Source organism: Acinetobacter junii CIP 64.5, from assembly GCF_000368765.1.
Lineage (GTDB): Bacteria > Pseudomonadota > Gammaproteobacteria > Pseudomonadales > Moraxellaceae > Acinetobacter > Acinetobacter junii.
Map to the genome: position 1 here is coordinate 1672787 of NZ_KB849655.1, position 20926 is coordinate 1693712.

The 20926-nt window shown below is 39.5% G+C and carries 19 protein-coding genes, 1 tRNA gene and 1 pseudogene; 5 read left to right on the top strand and 16 right to left on the bottom strand.

Features of this window, described 5'->3' with window-relative positions:
* Positions 1-140 precede the first annotated feature (140 nt).
* From F948_RS13575 to F948_RS13605, 7 genes and pseudogenes are all read right to left on the bottom strand, one after another.
* Positions 141-1175: a DUF932 domain-containing protein gene (locus F948_RS13575; RefSeq protein ID WP_004964834.1), complete on the bottom strand. Its 1035-nt coding sequence runs from the start codon at positions 1173-1175 to the stop codon at positions 141-143.
* Between the two features lie 22 nt (positions 1176-1197).
* Positions 1198-1476, bottom strand: coding sequence for a hypothetical protein (locus F948_RS13580; protein ID WP_026057364.1), 279 nt, complete (start codon positions 1474-1476; stop codon positions 1198-1200).
* Positions 1477-1575: 99 nt separating this feature from the next.
* The gene (locus F948_RS16600; protein WP_004964841.1) at positions 1576-1914 is read right to left on the bottom strand and encodes a hypothetical protein; all 339 of its coding nucleotides are present in this window, start codon (positions 1912-1914) and stop codon (positions 1576-1578) included.
* 16 nt (positions 1915-1930) lie between these two features.
* The gene (locus tag F948_RS13590; protein WP_004964843.1) at positions 1931-2872 is read right to left on the bottom strand and encodes a YagK/YfjJ domain-containing protein; all 942 of its coding nucleotides are present in this window, start codon (positions 2870-2872) and stop codon (positions 1931-1933) included.
* Between the two features lie 263 nt (positions 2873-3135).
* A complete protein-coding gene (locus F948_RS13595; protein ID WP_004964845.1) occupies positions 3136-4683 on the bottom strand; it encodes a hypothetical protein in 1548 nt (515 codons plus the stop codon).
* A gap of 179 nt (positions 4684-4862) precedes the next feature.
* Positions 4863-5111, bottom strand: a pseudogene (locus F948_RS16205) (tyrosine-type recombinase/integrase); the annotation flags it as partial.
* Between the two features lie 499 nt (positions 5112-5610).
* Complete coding sequence (locus tag F948_RS13605; RefSeq protein WP_004951410.1) at positions 5611-5883, bottom strand: hypothetical protein; 273 nt, start codon at positions 5881-5883, stop codon at positions 5611-5613.
* Between the two features lie 385 nt (positions 5884-6268).
* On the opposite strand from F948_RS13605, the gene F948_RS13610 reads away from it, so the two are divergent.
* A tRNA-Thr gene (locus F948_RS13610) sits at positions 6269-6344 on the top strand.
* 4 nt (positions 6345-6348) lie between these two features.
* Here F948_RS13610 and F948_RS13615 read toward each other — a convergent pair.
* The 4 genes from F948_RS13615 to F948_RS13630 all read right to left on the bottom strand — a co-directional run bounded on the left by F948_RS13615 (position 6349) and on the right by F948_RS13630 (position 10192).
* The gene (locus tag F948_RS13615) at positions 6349-6768 is read right to left on the bottom strand and encodes a GFA family protein (RefSeq protein ID WP_004964846.1); all 420 of its coding nucleotides are present in this window, start codon (positions 6766-6768) and stop codon (positions 6349-6351) included.
* A 7-nt stretch (positions 6769-6775) separates the two neighbouring features.
* Positions 6776-7600 carry an SAM-dependent methyltransferase gene (locus tag F948_RS13620; RefSeq protein WP_004964848.1) on the bottom strand — a complete coding sequence of 275 codons (825 nt, stop codon included), beginning with the start codon at positions 7598-7600 and terminating at the stop codon, positions 6776-6778.
* Positions 7601-7602: 2 nt separating this feature from the next.
* Positions 7603-8901 carry an FAD-dependent oxidoreductase gene (locus tag F948_RS13625; protein WP_026057365.1) on the bottom strand — a complete coding sequence of 433 codons (1299 nt, stop codon included), beginning with the start codon at positions 8899-8901 and terminating at the stop codon, positions 7603-7605.
* A 430-nt stretch (positions 8902-9331) separates the two neighbouring features.
* On the bottom strand, positions 9332-10192 hold the full coding sequence (locus F948_RS13630; protein ID WP_004964851.1) for a pirin family protein: 861 nt from the start codon (positions 10190-10192) through the stop codon (positions 9332-9334).
* A 287-nt stretch (positions 10193-10479) separates the two neighbouring features.
* Here F948_RS13630 and ycaC point away from each other — a divergent pair, with 287 nt between their 5' ends.
* Positions 10480-11106: an isochorismate family cysteine hydrolase YcaC gene (gene ycaC, locus F948_RS13635; protein WP_004964852.1), complete on the top strand. Its 627-nt coding sequence runs from the start codon at positions 10480-10482 to the stop codon at positions 11104-11106.
* A gap of 73 nt (positions 11107-11179) precedes the next feature.
* Positions 11180-12106: a LysR substrate-binding domain-containing protein gene (locus tag F948_RS13640; protein WP_004964854.1), complete on the top strand. Its 927-nt coding sequence runs from the start codon at positions 11180-11182 to the stop codon at positions 12104-12106.
* Between the two features lie 69 nt (positions 12107-12175).
* Here F948_RS13640 and F948_RS13645 read toward each other — a convergent pair whose 3' ends face one another.
* Positions 12176-13624, bottom strand: coding sequence for an NAD-dependent succinate-semialdehyde dehydrogenase (locus tag F948_RS13645; protein WP_004964855.1), 1449 nt, complete (start codon positions 13622-13624; stop codon positions 12176-12178).
* Positions 13621-14913, bottom strand: a complete 1293-nt coding sequence (gene gabT / locus F948_RS13650; protein WP_004964859.1) for a 4-aminobutyrate--2-oxoglutarate transaminase — start codon at positions 14911-14913, stop codon at positions 13621-13623. Before gabT ends, F948_RS13645 begins: the two co-directional genes overlap by 4 nt.
* Before the next feature lie 154 nt (positions 14914-15067).
* Between gabT and pdxR the strand changes: the two genes are divergently transcribed.
* Positions 15068-16567 carry a MocR-like pyridoxine biosynthesis transcription factor PdxR gene (pdxR, locus tag F948_RS13655; RefSeq protein WP_004964862.1) on the top strand — a complete coding sequence of 500 codons (1500 nt, stop codon included), beginning with the start codon at positions 15068-15070 and terminating at the stop codon, positions 16565-16567.
* 73 nt (positions 16568-16640) lie between these two features.
* On the opposite strand, the gene F948_RS13660 is transcribed toward pdxR, so the two are convergent.
* The 3 genes from F948_RS13660 to F948_RS13670 all read right to left on the bottom strand — a co-directional run bounded on the left by F948_RS13660 (position 16641) and on the right by F948_RS13670 (position 20591).
* On the bottom strand, positions 16641-18083 hold the full coding sequence (locus F948_RS13660; protein WP_004964863.1) for an amino acid permease: 1443 nt from the start codon (positions 18081-18083) through the stop codon (positions 16641-16643).
* A 506-nt stretch (positions 18084-18589) separates the two neighbouring features.
* Positions 18590-19174 carry a single-stranded DNA-binding protein gene (ssb, locus tag F948_RS13665; protein ID WP_004909838.1) on the bottom strand — a complete coding sequence of 195 codons (585 nt, stop codon included), beginning with the start codon at positions 19172-19174 and terminating at the stop codon, positions 18590-18592.
* Between the two features lie 52 nt (positions 19175-19226).
* The gene (locus F948_RS13670) at positions 19227-20591 is read right to left on the bottom strand and encodes an MFS transporter (protein WP_005403380.1); all 1365 of its coding nucleotides are present in this window, start codon (positions 20589-20591) and stop codon (positions 19227-19229) included.
* A 194-nt stretch (positions 20592-20785) separates the two neighbouring features.
* Between F948_RS13670 and F948_RS16215 the strand changes: the two genes are divergently transcribed.
* On the top strand, positions 20786-20926 hold a 141-nt coding region (locus tag F948_RS16215; protein WP_004963338.1), incomplete at its 3' end, for a DUF4372 domain-containing protein.

Below are 20926 nucleotides of genomic sequence, written 5' to 3' on the forward strand. Positions count from 1 at the left end.
AAAGCCATACCCGACACGAGGTCGGGTATGGCGATATGTATGCTGATTCAGATTGTTGATTGTGAGTTGAAAGTAGAGAGAGTTACGTATGTGCTGTATTCAGCGATTGTTGAGACTTGCGGGGTTAAGGTTGCATGAGCTTAGGCTATCAAAGATAGAGCCTGTTGCAGTCCACGTTGCTTAAGACCTGCGCCTGCACCAAACCATGCTGAGTCAAGGCGATGATCTGTACTCATGGCACGACGTTCATGATCGACGAATTCCGTGATTGAACAGAGTAAGCCATAAGCCGTGTCCTTCGCAGATGAAAGATCTGCCCCTCGTCCCTGACCATTAAACATATCTAAAGCCTTGCTCATGGCTCTTCCATTTGGCTCAGCCTTGTTTTGCTGTGGTGGGTTGCTTGCCACCTGACGATAGAACTGAATGATGTTCTCTTCAGGATCAGAAATTGACATGGTGCTATTGTTGAACACGGCATCAAAGTAAGCTTTTGCTTCCTGCTGACTGACTTTACGCTGTGTGAGCTGTTTCATTTCATACATGTGTTCATCCCATGTACGCACTGAAATACCCAATTGTTGTTTCACTTTCTCCGCATCAAACTTGGTGCTATGCGGTACTTTGACTACACCAGCACTAGCCGTTGCTCCCTTCAAAGCAATCGCAAGCGTGTTGTTACAGACGACACGGATACTGGTGAACTGAGCTGTAGTCGCCAGTGTACCGTCACAAGCTGATGCCAAAAGGACATAGCCATTACTGACATCCTTACCTTTCAATGCAGTGCTTTGACCTGTACGAGCTAAAGCCCAGAACTTCTTGCCACCTTTCAGCACACCTGCTGTTTCTAGCTCAAATCCTGATTGTTCAGTCAGATCACGATAGAACTCCAAAATCTCTTTTGGTTGGACTTCCTGATAACGCTGACTGACCACAGATAACGGTGCCTGAGTATCTGAGCGATACAAAACACGTTGTTCCTCAAACGGCATGATGATGTTCTGACCACGTTCATTCTGAGCCATGTAACTGACATCAGATGACTCGATACGCCAATCCATCCCGGCTTGCTGTGCCCAAACTTCCAGTGGCTGATTTGGACTGAGTTGATTCCCTAAGCCATGCCAAGGGGTTTCACCAACATAGGCGATTTGTTCAATTTGATGTGCCATTGATTCGTTCTCCTATGCTGACTTAACGAAAGTTCTGCTGACAGTGATTGCAGTGATAGTAGGTCAGGGTGATTGGCTTTTTCGGCTCATCAAACATGCTGCTGAATAAACCACCAATGACCGCACCTGCAAGCCCGCCAAGCAGTGGTGATACGGGTAAAGGTAAACCCTTTGATATGGATGCACCAATCGTTGCGAACGAAGCTGATGCTGCTAGACCTGTAGAATCAGAACCATTCACCTGCTGATTAACCACCTGAATGACTTGATCCGATAAGCAATAAGGACAATTTAAACTCATAATATATACCTCTAGAAATGACAAAGGCTCGCCGATGGGCAAGCCTTGCAAAGTTAAAAAACTCGTTTTCATCTAGATAATGTATATCTGAGATTATTTTCAGATCAGATTATATAGGATCTCTAATCTTTGCTTTTTATAGATATTAAAGGCAACATTGAAACCAGTCTTTACTTCCTCCTCCGCTTCCTCATAAGTACAATCTCTTGAAATATAAAAAAGCTCGATCAATTGCTCTAGATCCAAAGAAAGAGTGAAAGCCTCCTTGTCATTGAATGTGTCTTTGCCAGGAACCCATAATTTTTTGATTTGCTCGATATGACCTATAGTTAAATATTTCAGCTTATGTGTTTTCATTTCACTTTTGAGGATAATAGGGAAAATCCAATTATCCTCAAAAGGTTTATCATTACAATAGCTTATATTTCGTTTTAGCATTTAATCAGCGGAATGACTATTCACTTTTCCATTTTAGTCGTTCTAATGTCTTATCTACCCCTCGTCTCGAAGGTTTATAGAATTTGCCATGACCAAAGGTCTGCATATTCTTTACTTTTATCCTGAGATATTGTTCAATTTTAGCTGGCTCAGTAAAATAACGTACTATTTTTAGAACATTAGCTCGTTTTCCCTCATCCTGTCTATTTACACGACCAAGAGCATCATTGCCCGTAGCCTTGTAACTGTCACGATTTTTGGCAGTATTACAGTTATACCCTATTCCAGTCTCATCTGTGATCTTCTTCCAAGTATCAATAATACAGTCTGCAACGTAACGATCTGCTTGTACTTTATTACCATCATAGAACAACAGGAAGTGAGCGTGATATCCTTTTTCAGTGCCTTGTTCTAGGGCATAGATATATCCCTGTAAATCATTGAAATGGCGATCCCCATCCTGTAATCGATCCAATAGTTTTCGAATATCTTTTCTGAAATCTGATATATCAATAAAGGTACGTTTATCCTGTCTGTAAGAAAGATCAACACGAATAATAGCCAACTTAGAATAATGCTCCAGTAACATTTCCGTGTACTCTAGAGCTTTACTTCGATTTCTTAACTCATCTTGTTTAAATCTCTGTACCTCCCGTTGATGCCTTTTTTCAAACTTATCAAAAACAGACTGAACATCATAAAAACTCAGCTCAGCTAATATTGAGCTATCTATAACATCTGATTCCAAATTTTGTTCTAATTCCAACATGAGTTCGATCATAGCTTCGTTATAGGCTGAATATCTTAAATCTGGATTATATTGGTCTTGCAGTTCTTTGAGTAAATCACCTAATTCAGACCAGTAACCATCCCATGGTTCTGTACGATTAATAGTATCCTCTACAAAGTTCTCAATTGCAGTAATAAGAGGTGAATGATTGATTCGAGTTTGTTCCATTGCTATGTACCTGTGGTTATTACATAGCAATAGGGCTAATCAATAAGAAATTACATATAGGCTTAAATTAGATAAGAGCTCTATATAATGTGAGTGTATATAGAATCATATATTTAATTAGTATTAGTAATATAGCCTTATAATACCCACTAAGACTTCAGCTACAAATGCAGTGATTCATTAGGCTTTCATAGTCATATTTCTATTCGTGTACACGTTTTGCCGATCATATTGTGAAGCGACAACTTTTTACACCCATCTTCTCAAATTGCTGTATCAAACTTTCGTGTGCCTCTACTAAATCTACTTCGAATTTCTTCATCATCAGTAAGTTCTAAAAATTCCTGATATACAAAAAAAGGTAATATTTTCTTTTCAAATACGTTCCATCCATCACGATCATTTACTTCAAGTAATATCTGAGAAGGTAAATCTAAATGTCTCATTAATGGAACTGGCTCTACTTCAATTTCGGGCACTTTATCATTTTCGAAGATGAAGCTTCCTCTACGCTTTAGTAATTCGACAGCATAATCTTCGAATTCTTGCCTCACATTTCGAATACTACCATTAAGTTTGCTTTCACCTACTTGTAGCAAAGTATCGCTATCTATTATCAATACAATATCTTGGAACCATTGATCATTATATTTATCCCAAAAATAAAAGAAGTTTAGATATCCTTTAAAACCTACTTCAGGTCTAGCTGCTCTCTTATTTAATTCACTGAAAAATTTTTTAAATTGATCTAATGTAATTTTTTGGTTATCACTATCTAGCCAAATTCTAAATCTATAGAGAGTAATACTACTAGATCTATAACTTTTAAAATAAGTAATAGCTTCTTGTAATTTTTTCGAATACTTATTAACGGCTATTTTGAAATTTTCAGCATTTATTCCGCTCACAGTATCATTAAAAGATTTTTTTCTGCTTGACATCGATAATTGAAATGTTGGTCGCTTATCAAATTCTCCTTTACTTATTGCATTTTTAAGATCACACACAATATGATTAAGTTCGTTTAAAGGTTTAAAGTAAATTTCCTGATTTAGTAAATTACGTTCCTGCCCAGTATGCCTGTCAGGTGAAAATTTATAATCTTCCATAAATTTTAAGAATAATTGAATATGTGAGGACAGGTATCTCCCTCCATTCATTGCACGTATGGTTTTTAGATTATCAAATAAGTACAGTAGTTCATGACCTAGAGCCGTTATTCGCTTTTGGACCTTTTTCAATGGCTCTTCATCCAAATCTTTTACACTTTCATCATCAAACATATAAGCTGGTGTGGCGTTATAAGCTAATACCAGTACAAATCGTTCAAGGCGAGACAGCAATCCAACAGTATCATTTTGATCATTTAATATCCTATCCACTATTTCTAGGTACGTATTATTAGAGCTATCCGTTTTATAAAAATTTTCGCCAAGCTCAGTCTGTAGCTCAGTATAAATCAGCTCAATTACATTCAAATACTCTTGAGCAAATTTGACTTTTTGACTTAACTGTAGCGGTTTTCTGTTAGGATCAATTAAATCTCTAATCTTTTGAATTTTTCTTGAAGGATAACTCCTTTCCTCTTTGGTTGATTTCCTGATTTCAGTGGGATGGCTCCTCTCCTTTAAGCTACCCAATACTTTATCAAAGCGACTATCTGCTAAAATTTTTTCCACTAGTAACGATGCAAGATCGTCCATTTTTTCATCAAGAGCCATGACAAAATTTTCGTCTTCGCAACTATCCAATTCATTAACTGTATCAATTACGTCATTTTCAGTATCGTTATTAACTTGCTCTAATTCCATATGCTTTTAAGTAAATTACTACTTTCACCCCTGATCAGATCCTTTAAAATAGCACTTCAATTCCTAGATTACAAACCATTAATTCCTAATAATTTTTACCCCGATTCCTAGGTTTTTCACTATAAATTCCCAGCCCAAAATTAAATATCAGGCAAAAAAAACCACGCTCAAAGGCGTAGCTATACAATCCATTCTTTCACTTGTTTCTCATACAACTTCAGCAACCTTACTTTCTCATCCCAGTACTGTACTCGGTTATAGGCCGAGCGAATCCTATTCTGAGGTACATGAGCAAGCTGGCGTTCAATTGCATCTGGATTAAACAGATTTGATTCGTTTACAACTGTACGGAATAGAGATCTAAAACCATGTGTGGTCATTCGTCCCGCATAGCCTGAATGTTTGATCACAGCCAAAATCGATTCACTGTGAGTAAAATAATTCAGATATACCAACTGGTTGTTATTTGTTCATTTAATAATAACCATCAGATGACATAAGAGCACCCTTATATAGTTGGGGGTATAAATGTGGGTATAATTAAAAATATATATTTTTATTTAATTATATTTCATTTACTTATAAAACAAATATGACTCCCTCTCTCGCCAAATTTAGTTTCTATGATGTCTCATAGAGTTCTAAAAGCTTAAATCTAAAGGGTTTAAGCTTTTTTTATTGCCTTATGTTTTCCAATATATCCTATTAAATCCTGAGTTGGTTGCGATACGAATTGAGATAGAGTAATTCATATAAATTTTATTCCTTAATTTTTTATACAAATCCCTAGACGATTCAGATTAAATCAAGTCACAAAACAAACATAAAAAAAGCCACCTCTTGGGGATGAGATGGCAAAACCAATAAGTATGTATTTTTATTCAGGATAAATATTGATACTTCAACAAATCAGTCATATCTGTAGCTTTAATTTTTCGAAATGTTGTCCAATAACTCAGGCTCTAACATAAAAAACTCTCGCCCAAAGTGTTCAACATCCATTTCCGCAAGATTAATTTGATATTCAATCTCACCATTTAAAAATGATTGAGAAGTTTGAATCATTTTTCCCCAGCCCAATTCTCGCTCACAGTGTGTCAATAAAAAGTGATATACCTTCGCATCATTGATCTTCAATACAAAAGCAGTATCAGATAATTGAAGAATTGAGACATTTTCGGAATATTGCACATCAATCATGAACTATCCCTAATTTAAATGCAGAAATGCTTAATTCATATCAATACATAGAAAGCAAAAAAAATTCAATGAAAAAATGATTTTTTATATATTTGTTATATATTTAGTTTTAATTTTTGACACAAAAAAACCACATTTCTCGTGTTATGGCATAAAGTGTCACTCCTAATATTTATAAATATTTTCTAGGGCATCCCACTCATATAGTTCTGAATCGGGGCAAGTACTTTTGCAGTTTTAGCAGCTCTTCCCATACATCTCACTTTCAAACAAGCAAAAATTGATCAAAATTTGATATAAAAATTTTTAGTGGGGATAAATCGAATTATTTGCTCATTTTTTCGCTTGTTTTTTTCTACGGATTATCTATAATTCTCGCCACGTTGCCGGCATAGCTCAGTTGGTAGAGCAACTGACTTGTAATCAGTAGGTCCACAGTTCGAATCCGTGTGCCGGCACCATTTTCTACTTTTTCTTCCTCATCATTTTCTCAAAATGCAAAAGCTCTGGATTTAACATATCCCACTGATTTGCATGACTCACAAAAATTTCTGCTTGCGGTTGATACAAACTTGGATCATCCAAAGTTCCTGCACGAATCGAAATCATATCTGGTACTATTTCTGGTAACCCAAACATTTGCGAGCCGCATCTCGGGCAAAATGCACGTCGAATTGGCTTCCCAGATGCACCAAATGATTCAAAATAATGAAGTTCACCCTGAATATTGAGTTCTGATTGATGAAAAAATGCGATCGGCGCATATGCAGCACCTGTTGCTTTCTGACAATCTCGACAATGACAATTAAATTGATAATGTGGCTCTACACTAGCTTGATAACTGACCGCACCACATAAGCATGATCCTGAATATAAGACTGGCATATTATTTTCACTTTTTGACTGCACTCACCTGAATATACCGCACCAATCCATCATGGTAGAGCTTTGCACACAACTTGGCAGTCATCTCAATCTTAAGTTGAGCAAAATCAAACGGTTTTTTTATTGCGGTTTTATTTTTTATAAAATTTGAAAAACCGTTTAAAACGGGTTCTGAAAAATCTTGAATAATGATGTCATCTAGACCATTTTCTAGCAAGTTTAGACGCAATTTTGACTCTGTTTGAAGGTTTAAATCATTAACATCCGCAGCCTTTAATAAATAACGGTATTGTTGCTTTTGGAGTTGAGAACAGTTTTGCCAACGGTCAGACCACATTAAATAATGAAAAGCAATTCGTCCTTTTGAATTTAAAACTGATGATGCTGAGAGAAGAAATGAATTCAAATCACTGTGATAAGCTGCATCCAAACACAGCACCACATCAAATAAATTCAAAGTAACGGGTTGCTGTAAATCTAAAAAGGATTGGCAATAAATTTCAACCTGCGGTAACTCATGTTGAATTCGTTTGACACATTCAGCTTGCAGCTCCACTGCACTGAGTTGACGAACATGATACTGCTCAATCCAATGCAATAAACTTGCACCTTGCCCACATCCGAGATCTAAAACACGATCGGAACCTTTAAGCTGAACTGCCTCAGCGATTTGATCTGCTAACGTTTGACATGCTAAGGGATAATCCTGTAGCTGTTGCCAATATCCTAAATTACTCCAAGCAAGCCTAGATTCATCACCAAGTCGTTTTGCATCTATGGCATATTTATGCCCGATGAGGCTTTCAATCCATGCTTGCTTGAAGCGCTTCATATTTAGTAACCGAGTTCAGGTGCAACTTTAACTTGTGGTTTAAGTCCAACAAATGGAACTGGGGCACCTAAAATTTCTGCAATATGCATCGCAGAAGTCACTGCTGATTCTAAAATTGGCAAGCCATCACATGACCAAGAACCACAATAAAAGACCTTACGATTCTGTTGTAGATGACGTTGTTGAATCTCTTTATTCAAAGCAACAGTTTCTAAATCAACCACTGCTCGTGTCAATTTAACCTTAGAAATAATTTTCTTTGGATCGATGTCAATGACTGGACACCAAGTTTGGAACACTGCATTTTTTCCCACTAAAGATGGTTCAACTGCATTAATCCAAACTGTAAATTGTTGGCGGGTAAATTTACGATCCATCATATAGCTCAATACAGCCCAATCTTTACGACGTGCTGGCATGACGACAGGATCGGTATGAATCACCAAATCACCATCTTCAAATCTGAACTTTTTCAATATGTCGATGTCATCAGCAAATTGAGGCTGCTTTAAGAAATTCTCAATCACAGGTGTCGGCGTTGCAATCACAACACGGTCAAAAGCTTTGCTTTCACCTTGTCCATTGTCGACCAATACTTTATCGCTGTGCTCTTCAACCTTCTGAACGGGCGCACCACTATGAATTTCAATCCCTTCGATTAAACGATTCACCAAAGCAGGTGTTCCACCTTTCATTCGTAGTAGTGCTTCGCCTTCCGTCAATTGACGTACAAATTCAAGTAATGGTTTAGCTGGCCATTCACCAATGGTTTTAGGATGGCATGTACAAATGGTGTACAGCACTGGCATCACCGTACCATGCCAAAATACTTCTTCAATATGATATTGATTCATGAATTCAGCTAAGGTGATGTCTTGATTATCTGATTTGAAAAATTGATTAACAGCAGTTTTGAGTTGCAACATCCCTTTTACGAGACGCCAGCCATATTGCTGAATGCCTTTGCGGTTATTAATAATCGGAAAGTTACCAATTCGACTGCGCGAAGTGGTCAACCATGTGTCTGTTTTGTCTTCAAACAACCAACTACACGCCATAAACGTGCGCACTGGAAACGTTTCTATTCCTAAGTGACTGGCTAAACTTAAGGTATTCTTCCAAAGTTTAGGATTCATCACACGTAAGGGTGCATCAATAATACCACCATCGAATTCGATACTGTGGCTATCCATACCTCGTCCAGCGAGTGCTTCGAATATGGTTACTTTGTGCCCTGCATCATGTAGGATTCTGGCGGCAGCGAGTCCTGCCATTCCACTGCCAATAATTGCAATATCCAAAATTTTTGTCCCATCAGTTGATGATTTTTCTTGATTATGACTGATAGTTAACCCAAATGCCGTATTAAAAAATACCAGATTCAGCATTTAAGCCATACTTTTGTAGTAATAATGTCTTCATGTATTGTTACATTTAGCACAGCTGATTTTTTAATCGTAAGCTTATGAATAAATTAATTTTATTATTAAATGAATAATAAAAATATACAGATCGTTCTTTATTTTTCCATTTTTCACGCTGATCCCCCTTTGCAAGTCACAAAAATGGGGCTATTCTGATTACACAACAATGAAAACTGAGTCACATAATAAACTGCATAATTATAAGTGACATAACATTAAAATAATCAATAGAGGAACCTTATAGCCGAAAGCCCATAACGTCAAAGGAGTTATGGGCTTTCTTATATGAATCAATGTTTGGTTAAACTTAATTCATTATTCCAAACTTACCACGATTAAAATCATTAATTGCATCAACGATTTCCGCTTTATTGTTCATTACAAATGGACCATAACCTTCGATTGGTTCATTCAATGGTTGGCCAGTTAAGATCAAGAATTTACTGTTCTGAGTTGCTTGAACAGCAAAATCAATCTCTTCACGGCTTAACACGACTAAACTTGGAGAATCAATGGTTTGATTACTCAATACAACCTGACCTGACAACAGCACAAACAATGTGGTGTGTCCTTCAGGCACATAGAACGTATGGCTTTGACCTTCGATCAATTGACCATCCCAAACATTGACTGGACTAAATGTTGTTGCTGCACCTGCAAGGTCTTGGTATTCGCCCGCAATCACACGTAACTCGCTGCCCACATCATCTAATGCGATTTTCTGAATCTTGCTAGATTCAATCGCTTGATACTTTGCAGGTGTCATTTTTGAGTGTGCAGGTAAATTGACCCATAGTTGCACCATTTCAAACAAACCACCTTGCTGAGCAAACTCAGGAGAATGAAACTCTTGATGCAGAATTCCACAGCCAGCAGTCATCCACTGTACATCACCAGTTTTGATCGTACCGCCGCCACCTGCTGAGTCTTTGTGTGTCACTTCACCCTGATAAGCTATTGTTACAGTTTCGAATCCACGGTGTGGATGTGTACCCACGCCATGCTGAACTGTAGTTGGTTCAAAGCGATAAGGTGCTGCGTAGTCCAAAAGTAAAAAAGGACTGATTGTTTGCCCTAAGCGATCATAAGAAAATAAGTTGTACACTGGGAAACCATCACCCACCCAATGCATATGTTTATTTTGATAAATACCTGTAATCGTTTTCATCTTTTTACTCCTAAAGTGTAGAAGTTGCGATCTTGATGATTATTCTACGCCTCACGGAGACAGACTTATAGGCACAGGACAGCAACACATTATTTCATAAATAGGACAAATAACTTGGTCACAGGGTATAAATCAGGATGAGACTTAAATAATCCTATTTATAGTATTGTTTGTCTCATTTTTCAGACTTCTGAACCTAGAAAATTTCCAATAGCATAATTTTAATTTCAAGCTTCAATCGAAGCCTTTCTTTCAAAATCAACCTAAAACAACTTGAGAATAAAATCATGAGCCAAGACTATATTCGTTTAGATAAGAATAATGCGGCTGTGTTATTGGTCGATCATCAAACAGGCTTATTGTCATTAGTCCGCGATATCGATCCTGACAAATTTAAAAATAATGTGTTGGCACTTGCAGATGCTGCGAAATATTTTAATTTACCGACAATCCTAACAACAAGTTTTGAAAATGGTCCAAATGGTCCCCTCGTTCCTGAACTTAAAGAAATGTTCCCCGATGCGCCTTATATTGCGCGTCCAGGTCAGATTAATGCATGGGACAATGAAGATTTCGTTAAAGCGGTTAAAGCAACTGGCAAAAAACAATTGATTATTGCAGGTGTTGTGACTGAAGTTTGTGTGGCTTTCCCAACACTATCAGCACTTGCTGAAGAATTTGAAGTTTTTGTAATTACCGATGCTTCAGGTGCGTTTAATGAGTTGACTCGTGATGCAGCATGGGATCGTATGTCTAAAGCGGGTGCTCAATTAATGACATGGTTTGGTATGGCGTGTGAGTTACATCGTGTCTGGCGTAATGATATTGAAGGATTGGGAACATTATTCTCAAACCACATTCCAGATTATCGTAATTTGATCAACAGCTATAATCAAAACACTAATCAAAAATAATTGACCTGCTCCATCAGTTGAGAATAGTTCATGCTATTCTCAACTGAATAGTTATAGGATTTGATCTGCCTTGATGAACTCATTTGATGATTATTATTATTTCTATCTAGTGGTAAAACATGGTGGGTTTAGTGCTGCAAGTGAAGCAGAAAATATCAGCAAATCAAAGCTCAGCCGCCGTATCATTGACCTAGAAAATAAATTTAATGTCAGCCTCATTCAGCGTACAACTCGACATTTTAAAGTGACCGAATTAGGTCAAAAATTTTATGAAGAGTGCTGTAAAGTCATCACTCAAGTTGAGTGTGCGGAAAATGTCTTACTCAAACAAAAAAGCGAACCACAAGGCTTAGTTAAAATTAGCTGTCCACCGTTAATGATGCATTTTCAAATTCGCAAAATCCTCAATCAATTTTTAAAAACCTATCCTAAAGTAGAAATATCACTTGAGCTCACCAGTCGACGAGTGGATATTTTACATGATGATATTGATCTCGCGATTCGAACCAATTTTGAACCAAATGAAGATTCTAATTTAATTGTTCGAGATGTCATTAAAACAGATCATTGTCTAGTTGCCTCCCCTGAGTTACTCCAAGGTCGCAGCATCAAGCATTTTTCTGATCTTAAAGATTATCCAAGCATTAGCCTAGGCACCCAAAAAGCAAATTATATTTGGCATTTTTGCAATACTCGCACAGGGGAAACGATGGATGTTCCCTATCAACCGCGAATCAAAAGTAATGATTTGGCCGGTGTGTATTATGCAGTAGCAGATGGTTTAGGTATCGCTGACCTACCATTCTTAACTGTGGAATCCGACATTCGCAAAGGTAAACTGATTCATTTGATGCCTGAATGGAAATCTAATATTGGGACCTTGCAATTGGTCTACGTATCTCGAAAAGGACAACGCCTTGTCGTCGAACGCCTGATCGAAACCTTGATTGAACATTTAAGAAGTTTGTCTGAGAGCCACAAAGGTTATCTTTCGGCTTAATAAAAAAACGGTCATGAATGGGCATGACCGTTTTTATCGAACACATTTGAGTGTTCAGTTATCCAAGATTTACTCAGATAAATCCACACAGAGGTATTTCATTTCGAGATATTCCTCAATGCCGAATTTTGAACCTTCACGACCTAAGCCTGATTGTTTAACTCCACCAAATGGCGCAACTTCATTTGAAATTGCTCCTGTGTTAATTCCAACCATGCCATATTCAAGTGCCTCACCAACACGCCATTGACGAGCTGCGCTTTGAGTAAACACATATGCGGCCAAACCAAATTCCGTATCATTTGCCATGGCTACGGCTTCGTCTTCAGTTTTGAAACGGAATAACGGCGCCAGTGGACCAAAGGTCTCTTCTTTAGATACTCTCATGTCTTGAGTGACGTTGGTCAGTACCGTCGGTTCAAAGAAAGTGCCACCGAGTGCTGAACGCTGACCACCAATACGTATTGTCGCGCCTTTTGAAGTCGCATCAGCAATATGTGACTGGACTTTGGCAATCGCATCTTCATCAATCAATGGACCTTGCGTTGATGTTTCCTGACGACCATCACCGACTTGTAGCTTAGCCACAGCTTCAACTAACCTATCCGCCAAAGCATCGTAGATACCATCTTGTACATAAATTCGATTCGCACATACGCAAGTCTGACCACTATTGCGATATTTACTCGCCATAATGCCCTGAACGGCTTGATCGAGATTGGCATCATCAAACACCAATACAGGTGCATTACCACCCAATTCGAGCGATAACTTCTTAATCGTCGGCGCACATTGCTGCATTAAAATGCGCCCCACTTGGGTTGAACCTGTAAAGCTCAACTTACGTACAATATCGCTCTCGCACAGTGTTTTGCCAACTTCAATCGCATCACCACTGATATTTAACAAGATATCGGCAGGCAAACCTGCTTTGAGAGCTAACACTTCCAGTGCATATGCAGTCAAAGGCGTTTGTTCAGCCGGTTTGACCAACATCGAACAACCCGCCGCAATTGCTGGTGCAGCTTTACGTGTGATCATCGCCGCAGGGAAGTTCCACGGCGTAATCGCAGCAGTCACCCCGATTGCTTGTTTAATAACAAGTAAACGTTGATTTGGCAATGTTGGCGTTAACACTTCACCATCAATACGACGAGCTTGCTCAGCAAACCAACGGATGAATGAAGCGGCATAACCAATTTCACCACGAGCTTCAGCCAACGGTTTACCTTGTTCGGCAGTTAAAATCTGTGCAAGATTTTCTTTATGCTCAAGCATCAACTGATACCATGCCCAAAGCACATCGGCACGAACTAAAGCAGTTTGCTTTTTCCATGCAGCTTGGGCTTGGGCTGAACGCTGAATCGCGGCTTCAACACCAGCACGGTCATAACTTTTCACCCATGCCAGTGTTTCACCTGTCGCAGCATCTTTCACTTCGATATCGTTATGAGCCGCAGGTGCAGCTAATGAAATATCGGGGTGCTGTAATAAATACTGCAAATTGTTTTGAATCATGCAGATTGCTCCACTGCTTGTGCACTGTCTGCTGTTAATGCTGCAAAACCTTGTTTTAAAATATCGAGACCTTGACGGAATTGCTCAGCAGGAATGGTTAACGGATATAGGAAACGAATAACATTACCGTATTTACCACAAGTGAGAATCAATAAACCATGTTCCATTGCATAACTTTGTACTGCTTTTGCTTGTTCAGCTGTTTCTAGCTCTGCAGCGACCATTGAACCCAAAGCACGAATTTGAGTAACAACATCGCCTGAAGTTTCTTGAATTTCTTTTAAAACAGTAACCAACTCTGTACCTAGCTCATTGGCACGATCACATAAGTTTTCTTCTTCGATTGCATCAATCACCGCATGAGCAGCAGCAACTGCAATTGGGCTACCTGCATAGGTGCCACCCAAACCGCCTGGGTTTGGTGCATCCATCACTTCGGCACGCCCCACTACACCTGAGATTGGGAAACCACCACCCAAGCTTTTCGCCATCGTAATCAAATCTGCTTTGGTTTCATAATGATTCATGGCAAATAATTTGCCTGTGCGCGCAAAACCAGATTGCACTTCATCAGCGACCAATAAAATACCGTGCTTATCACACAAAGCACGTAAGCGTTTTAAGAATTCGGCAGGTACAACGTTGAAACCACCTTCACCTTGTACAGGTTCAAGCACAATTGCCGCGACGTCATGTGGGGCAATATCTTCGCTAAAAATATCTTCAACACTTTCAATCGCTGCTGCAACTGAAATACCTTTTTCTGGCACAGGATAACGCGCATGGAATACACCTGCTGGCATCACACCAAAGTCACGTTTATATGGTGCTGTTTTACCTGTCATTGCCATAGTCATAAATGAGCGTCCATGGAAACCATTACCAAAAGTAATGATACCGTGACGACCTGTATATGAACGTGCAATCTTCACTGCATTTTCAACTGCTTCTGCGCCTGTAGTGAAAAATGCTGTTTTCGCTGCACCTGCGATCGGCGCGCGCTGATTAATGCGTTCAGCCAAAGCAACATAACTTTCATAAGGTGTCACTTGATAAGCCGTATGGGTAAATTTAGTCAGTTGCTCTGTGACAGCCGCGATCACTTTCGGATGACGATGGCCTGTATTGAGTACTGCAATACCACCTGCAAAATCGATATATTGCTTGCCTTCCTTGTCCCAAATGGTTGCATTTTCAGCTTTTTCTGCATACCACTGACACATCACACCGACGCCACGTGGCGTTGCTTGCTGTTTGCGTGTATTCAGTGCAGAATGTTGAGTATCCATTTTATTCCCTCATATCTCATCATCAGTTACAGCTTTGGTCGTACATCCTAGGGGTCGATTTTTAGGATGCGATACAATGACTGCCTATAGCTGTAATTTCGCTCGTCTCAAGGCAAGAGACGAGAGCCATTTTTAAACTGTAGGAGAGAGCCAATTGCGTAGTTTACTTGGAGATCATTTGCTGCAAAGGCTCCAACAAGACACGGAGGGAAAACTACATCAACGCCTTTTTCGATGTCTACGTGGTGCAATCATAGAAGGCGTCATTCAACCGATGACGCGCTTACCTGCGTCACGTGATTTAGCCAGTGAAATTCATGTCTCTCGAAACACTGTGCTGAGTGCTTATGAGCAGTTACAAGCAGAAGGATATTTAGAAGCACGTACAGGACATGGAACTTGGGTCGCAGAAAAACTCCCTGAAAGTTTCTTAAACACCAAAAATAAAAAGAAAAAACCTGAACTCCCTAATATCCAAAGTTCATATGTACTATCACAACGTGGCTCAAACTTATTGGGCTATGCTGCTGCATCACCGCATCAATGGGGAGCTTTTGTACCCGGGGCACCTGATGTCACTGAGTTTCCACATCATATTTTTAGTCGTATTCAAGCACGTTTAAGTCGTGAACCTGATGTGAATCGACTGATTTATAGCAATGCTGGGGGATGTATTGAACTTCGGAGTGCTTTGGCAGATTACTTAAAAGTCGCCCGCTCTGTGCAATGTGATGCAGATCAAATCATTATCACCGAAGGCATTCATCAAGCGATTGACTTAGTTTCTCGTGCGCTGAGTGACATTGGTGATCGTGTTTGGATTGAAGATCCCGCATATTGGGGAATGCGTAACACACTCAGGATCAATGGCTTGGATATTCAACCTATGCCCGTTGATGCAGAAGGTATTATTCCTGAAAACAATCCAACTCAACCGCCTAAACTGATCTTTGTTACCCCTTCTCATCAATATCCTTTAGGCTCTCATCTCAGTGTAAATCGACGCAAAGAATTGATTCAAATTGCTCGTCAACACAACAGTTGGATCGTAGAAGATGATTATGACAGTGAGTTTAGATTCTCAGGACAACCTTATCCCTCCTTGCAGGGTTTAGAAAATAATGCCCCTGTGCTCTACATGGGTACCTTCAGTAAAACCATTTATCCATCACTCAGAATTGGATATCTCGTTGTGCCTAAACCCTTGTTCTCATCTTTAAGAATCGTGGCAGCAGAACTATATCGTGGTGGGCATTTGCTTGAACAAAAAGCACTCGCTGAATTTATTCGTGAAGGTCATTATGAAGCGCACATTCGACGTATGCGCCTACTGTATGGCAAACGCCGGGATTATCTGGTCAGTTTGATCAAACGCTATCTAGGTACTGAATTTCTACATGAATATGATGAAGCCGCAGGCTTACATTTGGTTCTCAAATTACCAAGTGATTGTGATGATGTCGCGATTACCAGTAAAGCCTTAGAACGAGGCGTGAAAGTTCGCCCATTGTCGCAATATTACATGCAATCACATGCTCTCGCTGAACGTGGACTGTTGATGGGCTTCGCCTGTGTTAATGAAAAAGACATGGTGATGGCTTTTGGTGTGTTATTGCAATGCTTACGAGAAGCAGGTGTTCCCACGCTCAATTGATGCTGTTTTACGATTGTCGTATCTAAAAAAAAGAGCCTCATGATTTGAGGCTCTTTTTCACTTTTAAACGAACTTAGACCAATTTTTCTTCATGCACTTGGCTCAGGTGAGATGCTCGACGCTCTTCACCCCAACGCAATTTTTGCGAGACAAAACCAAAGAACACGATAATGCCAAAGAGCGCTGTGGTGTAAATGACTTCTTTAAAATAGGTTCCCTCTATCAACATGGTAAGAATTGCACCGATAATGGCAAATATCACGAGATAAGTGATATAAGGGAATAACCACATTTTAAATTCAATTTTTGCGCCCTCTGCTTCAAGTTTTTTACGCATACGCAGCTGAGAATAGGCAATGGTTAAATACACATACAGTGTTGCTGCACCTGTAGTTAACATGAAAAAGTCATATACATTCATACTTTCGGTAGCCGTTAAAATCACAGCAATTACTGAGAAAAAGCATGACACAATCACCCCTACCCAAGGGCTGCTCTTACTATTTACAGAACCAAAACTTTTCGGTGCATCACCACGTTTTGATAATGAAAATAGCATACGTGAACAGGTATACAATGCTGAGTTAAAACAACTGCATACTGAAGTTAGCACCACGAAATTCACGATATGACGTGCTTCTGGAATACCGAGTGCCGTTAAAGTCACACTATAAGTTCCCCAAGTTGAGTCTTTTAATAACTCGTTATTATGTGGAATCAAACAAACCGCGACAAACATTGAACCGACGTAAAATAATACAATTCGCCAAACCACTGAATTTGAGGCTTTACGAATTTCTTTCGATGGATTTTCTGATTCAGCCGCTGCAACCGTGACAATTTCAGCTCCAATATAGGCAAACATAACTCCAAGTAATGCCGTAATCACTGACGATGCGCCATTTGGCATAAAACCTTGAGCGGTTAGATTACTGACCCCAGAAGCAGACGCATCAGCCCACGGCCATAAATGCATGATCGCTAAGCTACCGATCACCAAAAACACCACGATCGCAATGACTTTGATCAAAGCAAACCAAAACTCAAACTCACCATAGTTTTTGACGTTTTGTAAGTTGACTGCAACTAATCCGCCGATGACCAAGACCATATAAGCCCAAATCGGGATAAAGGGGAACCAACTATTCAGAATTTTACCTGCGACATAGGCTTCCCATCCCATCAACATCGCCAAGGTACACCAATACAACCATCCGATTGAAAAGCCTGCCCATCGACCAATTGCACGGTCAGCATAAGTTGAAAATGAACCGCTGTCTGGGTTTAACACCGCCATTTCACCCAACATACGCATGATGAACCAAACCAGTAAACCACCTAAGGCATAGGTTAGAAAGACCACTGGTCCTGTGTTGTAAATAATACTGCCTGAACCGACAAATAAAGAACCACCGATCACACCTGCAATTGAAATCATCGTGAGGTGGCGTGACTGTAGCCCGTGTTTTAGACCTTGGGAGAGATTGGCTTCAGAACTATTTTGATGTGCTGCCATATCATTTTCCTTAATATATTGAAGGTATTAGCGGCTTTTGGCATCACATACACCATGCCGCAAATACCTCCTAAAAACTGTGTCGTTCAACCTATTCCGTCCAGAATGGAATAAGGATTAAAAACGACGCTTCCGCATGCATACTTTCTATGGCTTTAATTTGTCGTTTCGGCTCTGAAGAAACGAGAGCCATTTTTAGAATAACAGAGAGAGCCAATTGTAAAAATAATGCTCAATCTCGGCGAGTTTTTTAAACAATATTGAAAGGAAACATCATCAAATTAAAAAATACAACATCAAATTAATTAAAATAAATCAGTGATTTAATATATCAACCCCTTCTTTAAAATCCTTTCTAAAAATAAAATCTGAATCGAAATAGAAATTTGTCTAGACCCTAAACTTCGATTCAGCTCCATTTAAACTTGGCTTCTAGTTTCAATAAATCTCCATAAAAAAACCTCTTTTCGGATCAGGAAAAGAGGTTTTTCATGTCTTTTAACTGATTAGAACGGTAAATCATCATCTAAGTCAGCTGGAGCAGCAGCAGGTTGAGGTGCGGCTTTTGGTGTATTAAAACCATTACCTGCTTGCGGACTGCCTGCATAATTGCCCTGATTTCCACCACCAAAACCGCCACCTTGACCATAACCATTTTGGTTGTTGTTATAGCCTGTATTTTGGTAGCCACCGCCTTGATTGTTGTTAAAACGCGGTTGGTTAAAATCATTACCCGCTTGATGCTCACCACCTTGCTGGCGAGAATCGAGCATTTGCATTTGGTCACCACGAATTTCGGTGCTGTAACGCTCTTGACCATTTTGGTCTGTCCATTGGCGCGTACGCAATGAACCTTCGATATAAACTTTCGAACCTTTACGTAAGTATTGCTGTGCAATTTCACCTAAACGGTTATGCAATACGATACGATGCCATTCTGTTTGTTCTTTTCGTTCGCCTGTATTTTTATCTGTCCACGATTCACTTGTTGCAATCGAAAATTGGGTCAGTGATCCACCATTTGGAAAGGTTTTTGTCTCAGGATCTTTACCCAAAGTACCGACTAAAATAACTTTATTCACACCACGCATTAGCTTGTCTACGTCCTATCTATTTCTATGTTTTACTTTATAAGAGTTATGCTTAAATGGCTACCTCTTTACCCAACAAGTGCGTTAAATCTTGTCGCGCAGCATCATCTAGATGTTGTTTATCGACCTTAATATAAGCAACTTGTTGCTCAGACATCACCACGACTTCTTCAATACCACGAATTGCCAGTAATTTTGAAGACCATTCATCTGTTTGTTGCGCTTCAGGTAGTCGAAGCACGATTGAAGACAAATATCTTGGTTGAGACAACCCAAAACTAACCAGCAGCCATAGTATAGCAATCCCCGTTAACACACTCCAGCCAAGCGCCGTATTCTGTAACATCAAAAGCTGACCGCCCAATGTTCCACCAAAAAAAGCACCTAAAAACTGACTACTTGCATTGACACCCATCGCAGTGGCTTTGGACTGAATCGGAGCGACCTTCGATAACCAAGAAGGCAATAAAGCTTCCATGACATTGAAGGCAATAAAGAAAATTCCTAAGCCTGTTAGCAACACATATTTCGATTCATAACCAAAAATGAGAATTAACAAGCCCCCAATAATGCCTGCGATTGCAGATAGAAAAATCCCACGCATCTTGCGGTACTTTTCCGCAATGATGATGCTCGGAAATGCAAAAAACAAACTCACCAATAACAAGGGCAAGTAAATCAAACCATGTTTTGCTAAAGGAATTTGTGCGTAGTCGATTAATTGCGAAGGGATGTAAATAAACATTGCAGTGAGCAATAAATGCAATGAGAACACTGACACATGCAAGCGATTTAAATCGCCCATTTGAATCACTTGTTTTAGTTGTGCCCAATAACCTTGTTGAAAATTTCGATGATGGCGAGTGACTTTCGGCACCAATAACAACATTAAGATCGCGGCTAATCCCATGATGGTCGTGACAAAAAATAAACCTGAGATTCCGACTAAACTCGTCAACCACGGCCCTAAACTAAATGCCACCACAAAAGACAAGCCAATACTCATACCCATGGCTGCCATTGCTTTCGTTCGTTGCTCTTCACGGGTTACATCTGCCAACAAGGCCATCACAACTGCCGAAACAGCACCAGCACCCGCAATCGCACGACCGATGATTACACCATAGATCGTCTCGGAAAACCCTGCTATCGCACCGCCAATCGCAAACAATAGCAGTCCGAGAACAACCAGTGGCTTACGACTAAAACGATCTGCCAACAAGCTAAAGGGAATCTGTAAGATCGCCTGCGTTAAGCCATACACCCCGACAGCTAAACCGATCAAAGCAGGTGTTGCGTATTGATATGATTGCCCTGCAACTGAAAAAACAGGAATAATCATGAACAAGCCCAACATGCGTAAGGCAAAAATGCTACTTAAGGCAAAGGTTGAACGACGTTCTAAAGCATTCATCATTGACTAGACACTAAAACTGGCTCAAAGGATTATAAGCTATTCCTTTTAAAGCGTTGAAAAAATAACAATCGAATAAATAAAAAAGGGACGTTACCGCACTACTGTCCCATAGTTTGCTTTAAATAAAAAAACCTGAGTCTAAATAGTTAAAATATGAGTGCAAACAAACACTTTAACTATAAAGGACTCAGGTTTTGTCACATCAGAATACCGTATTTCATCAATTACTCAAACCCATTCTAAGACAAGATTTTGAACGTCTGGCTAAACTGCACCACTCTGGGCAAAAATTAAGATCAGCCACCCGCTGGGATCAGTTTGTTGCCATATTGATG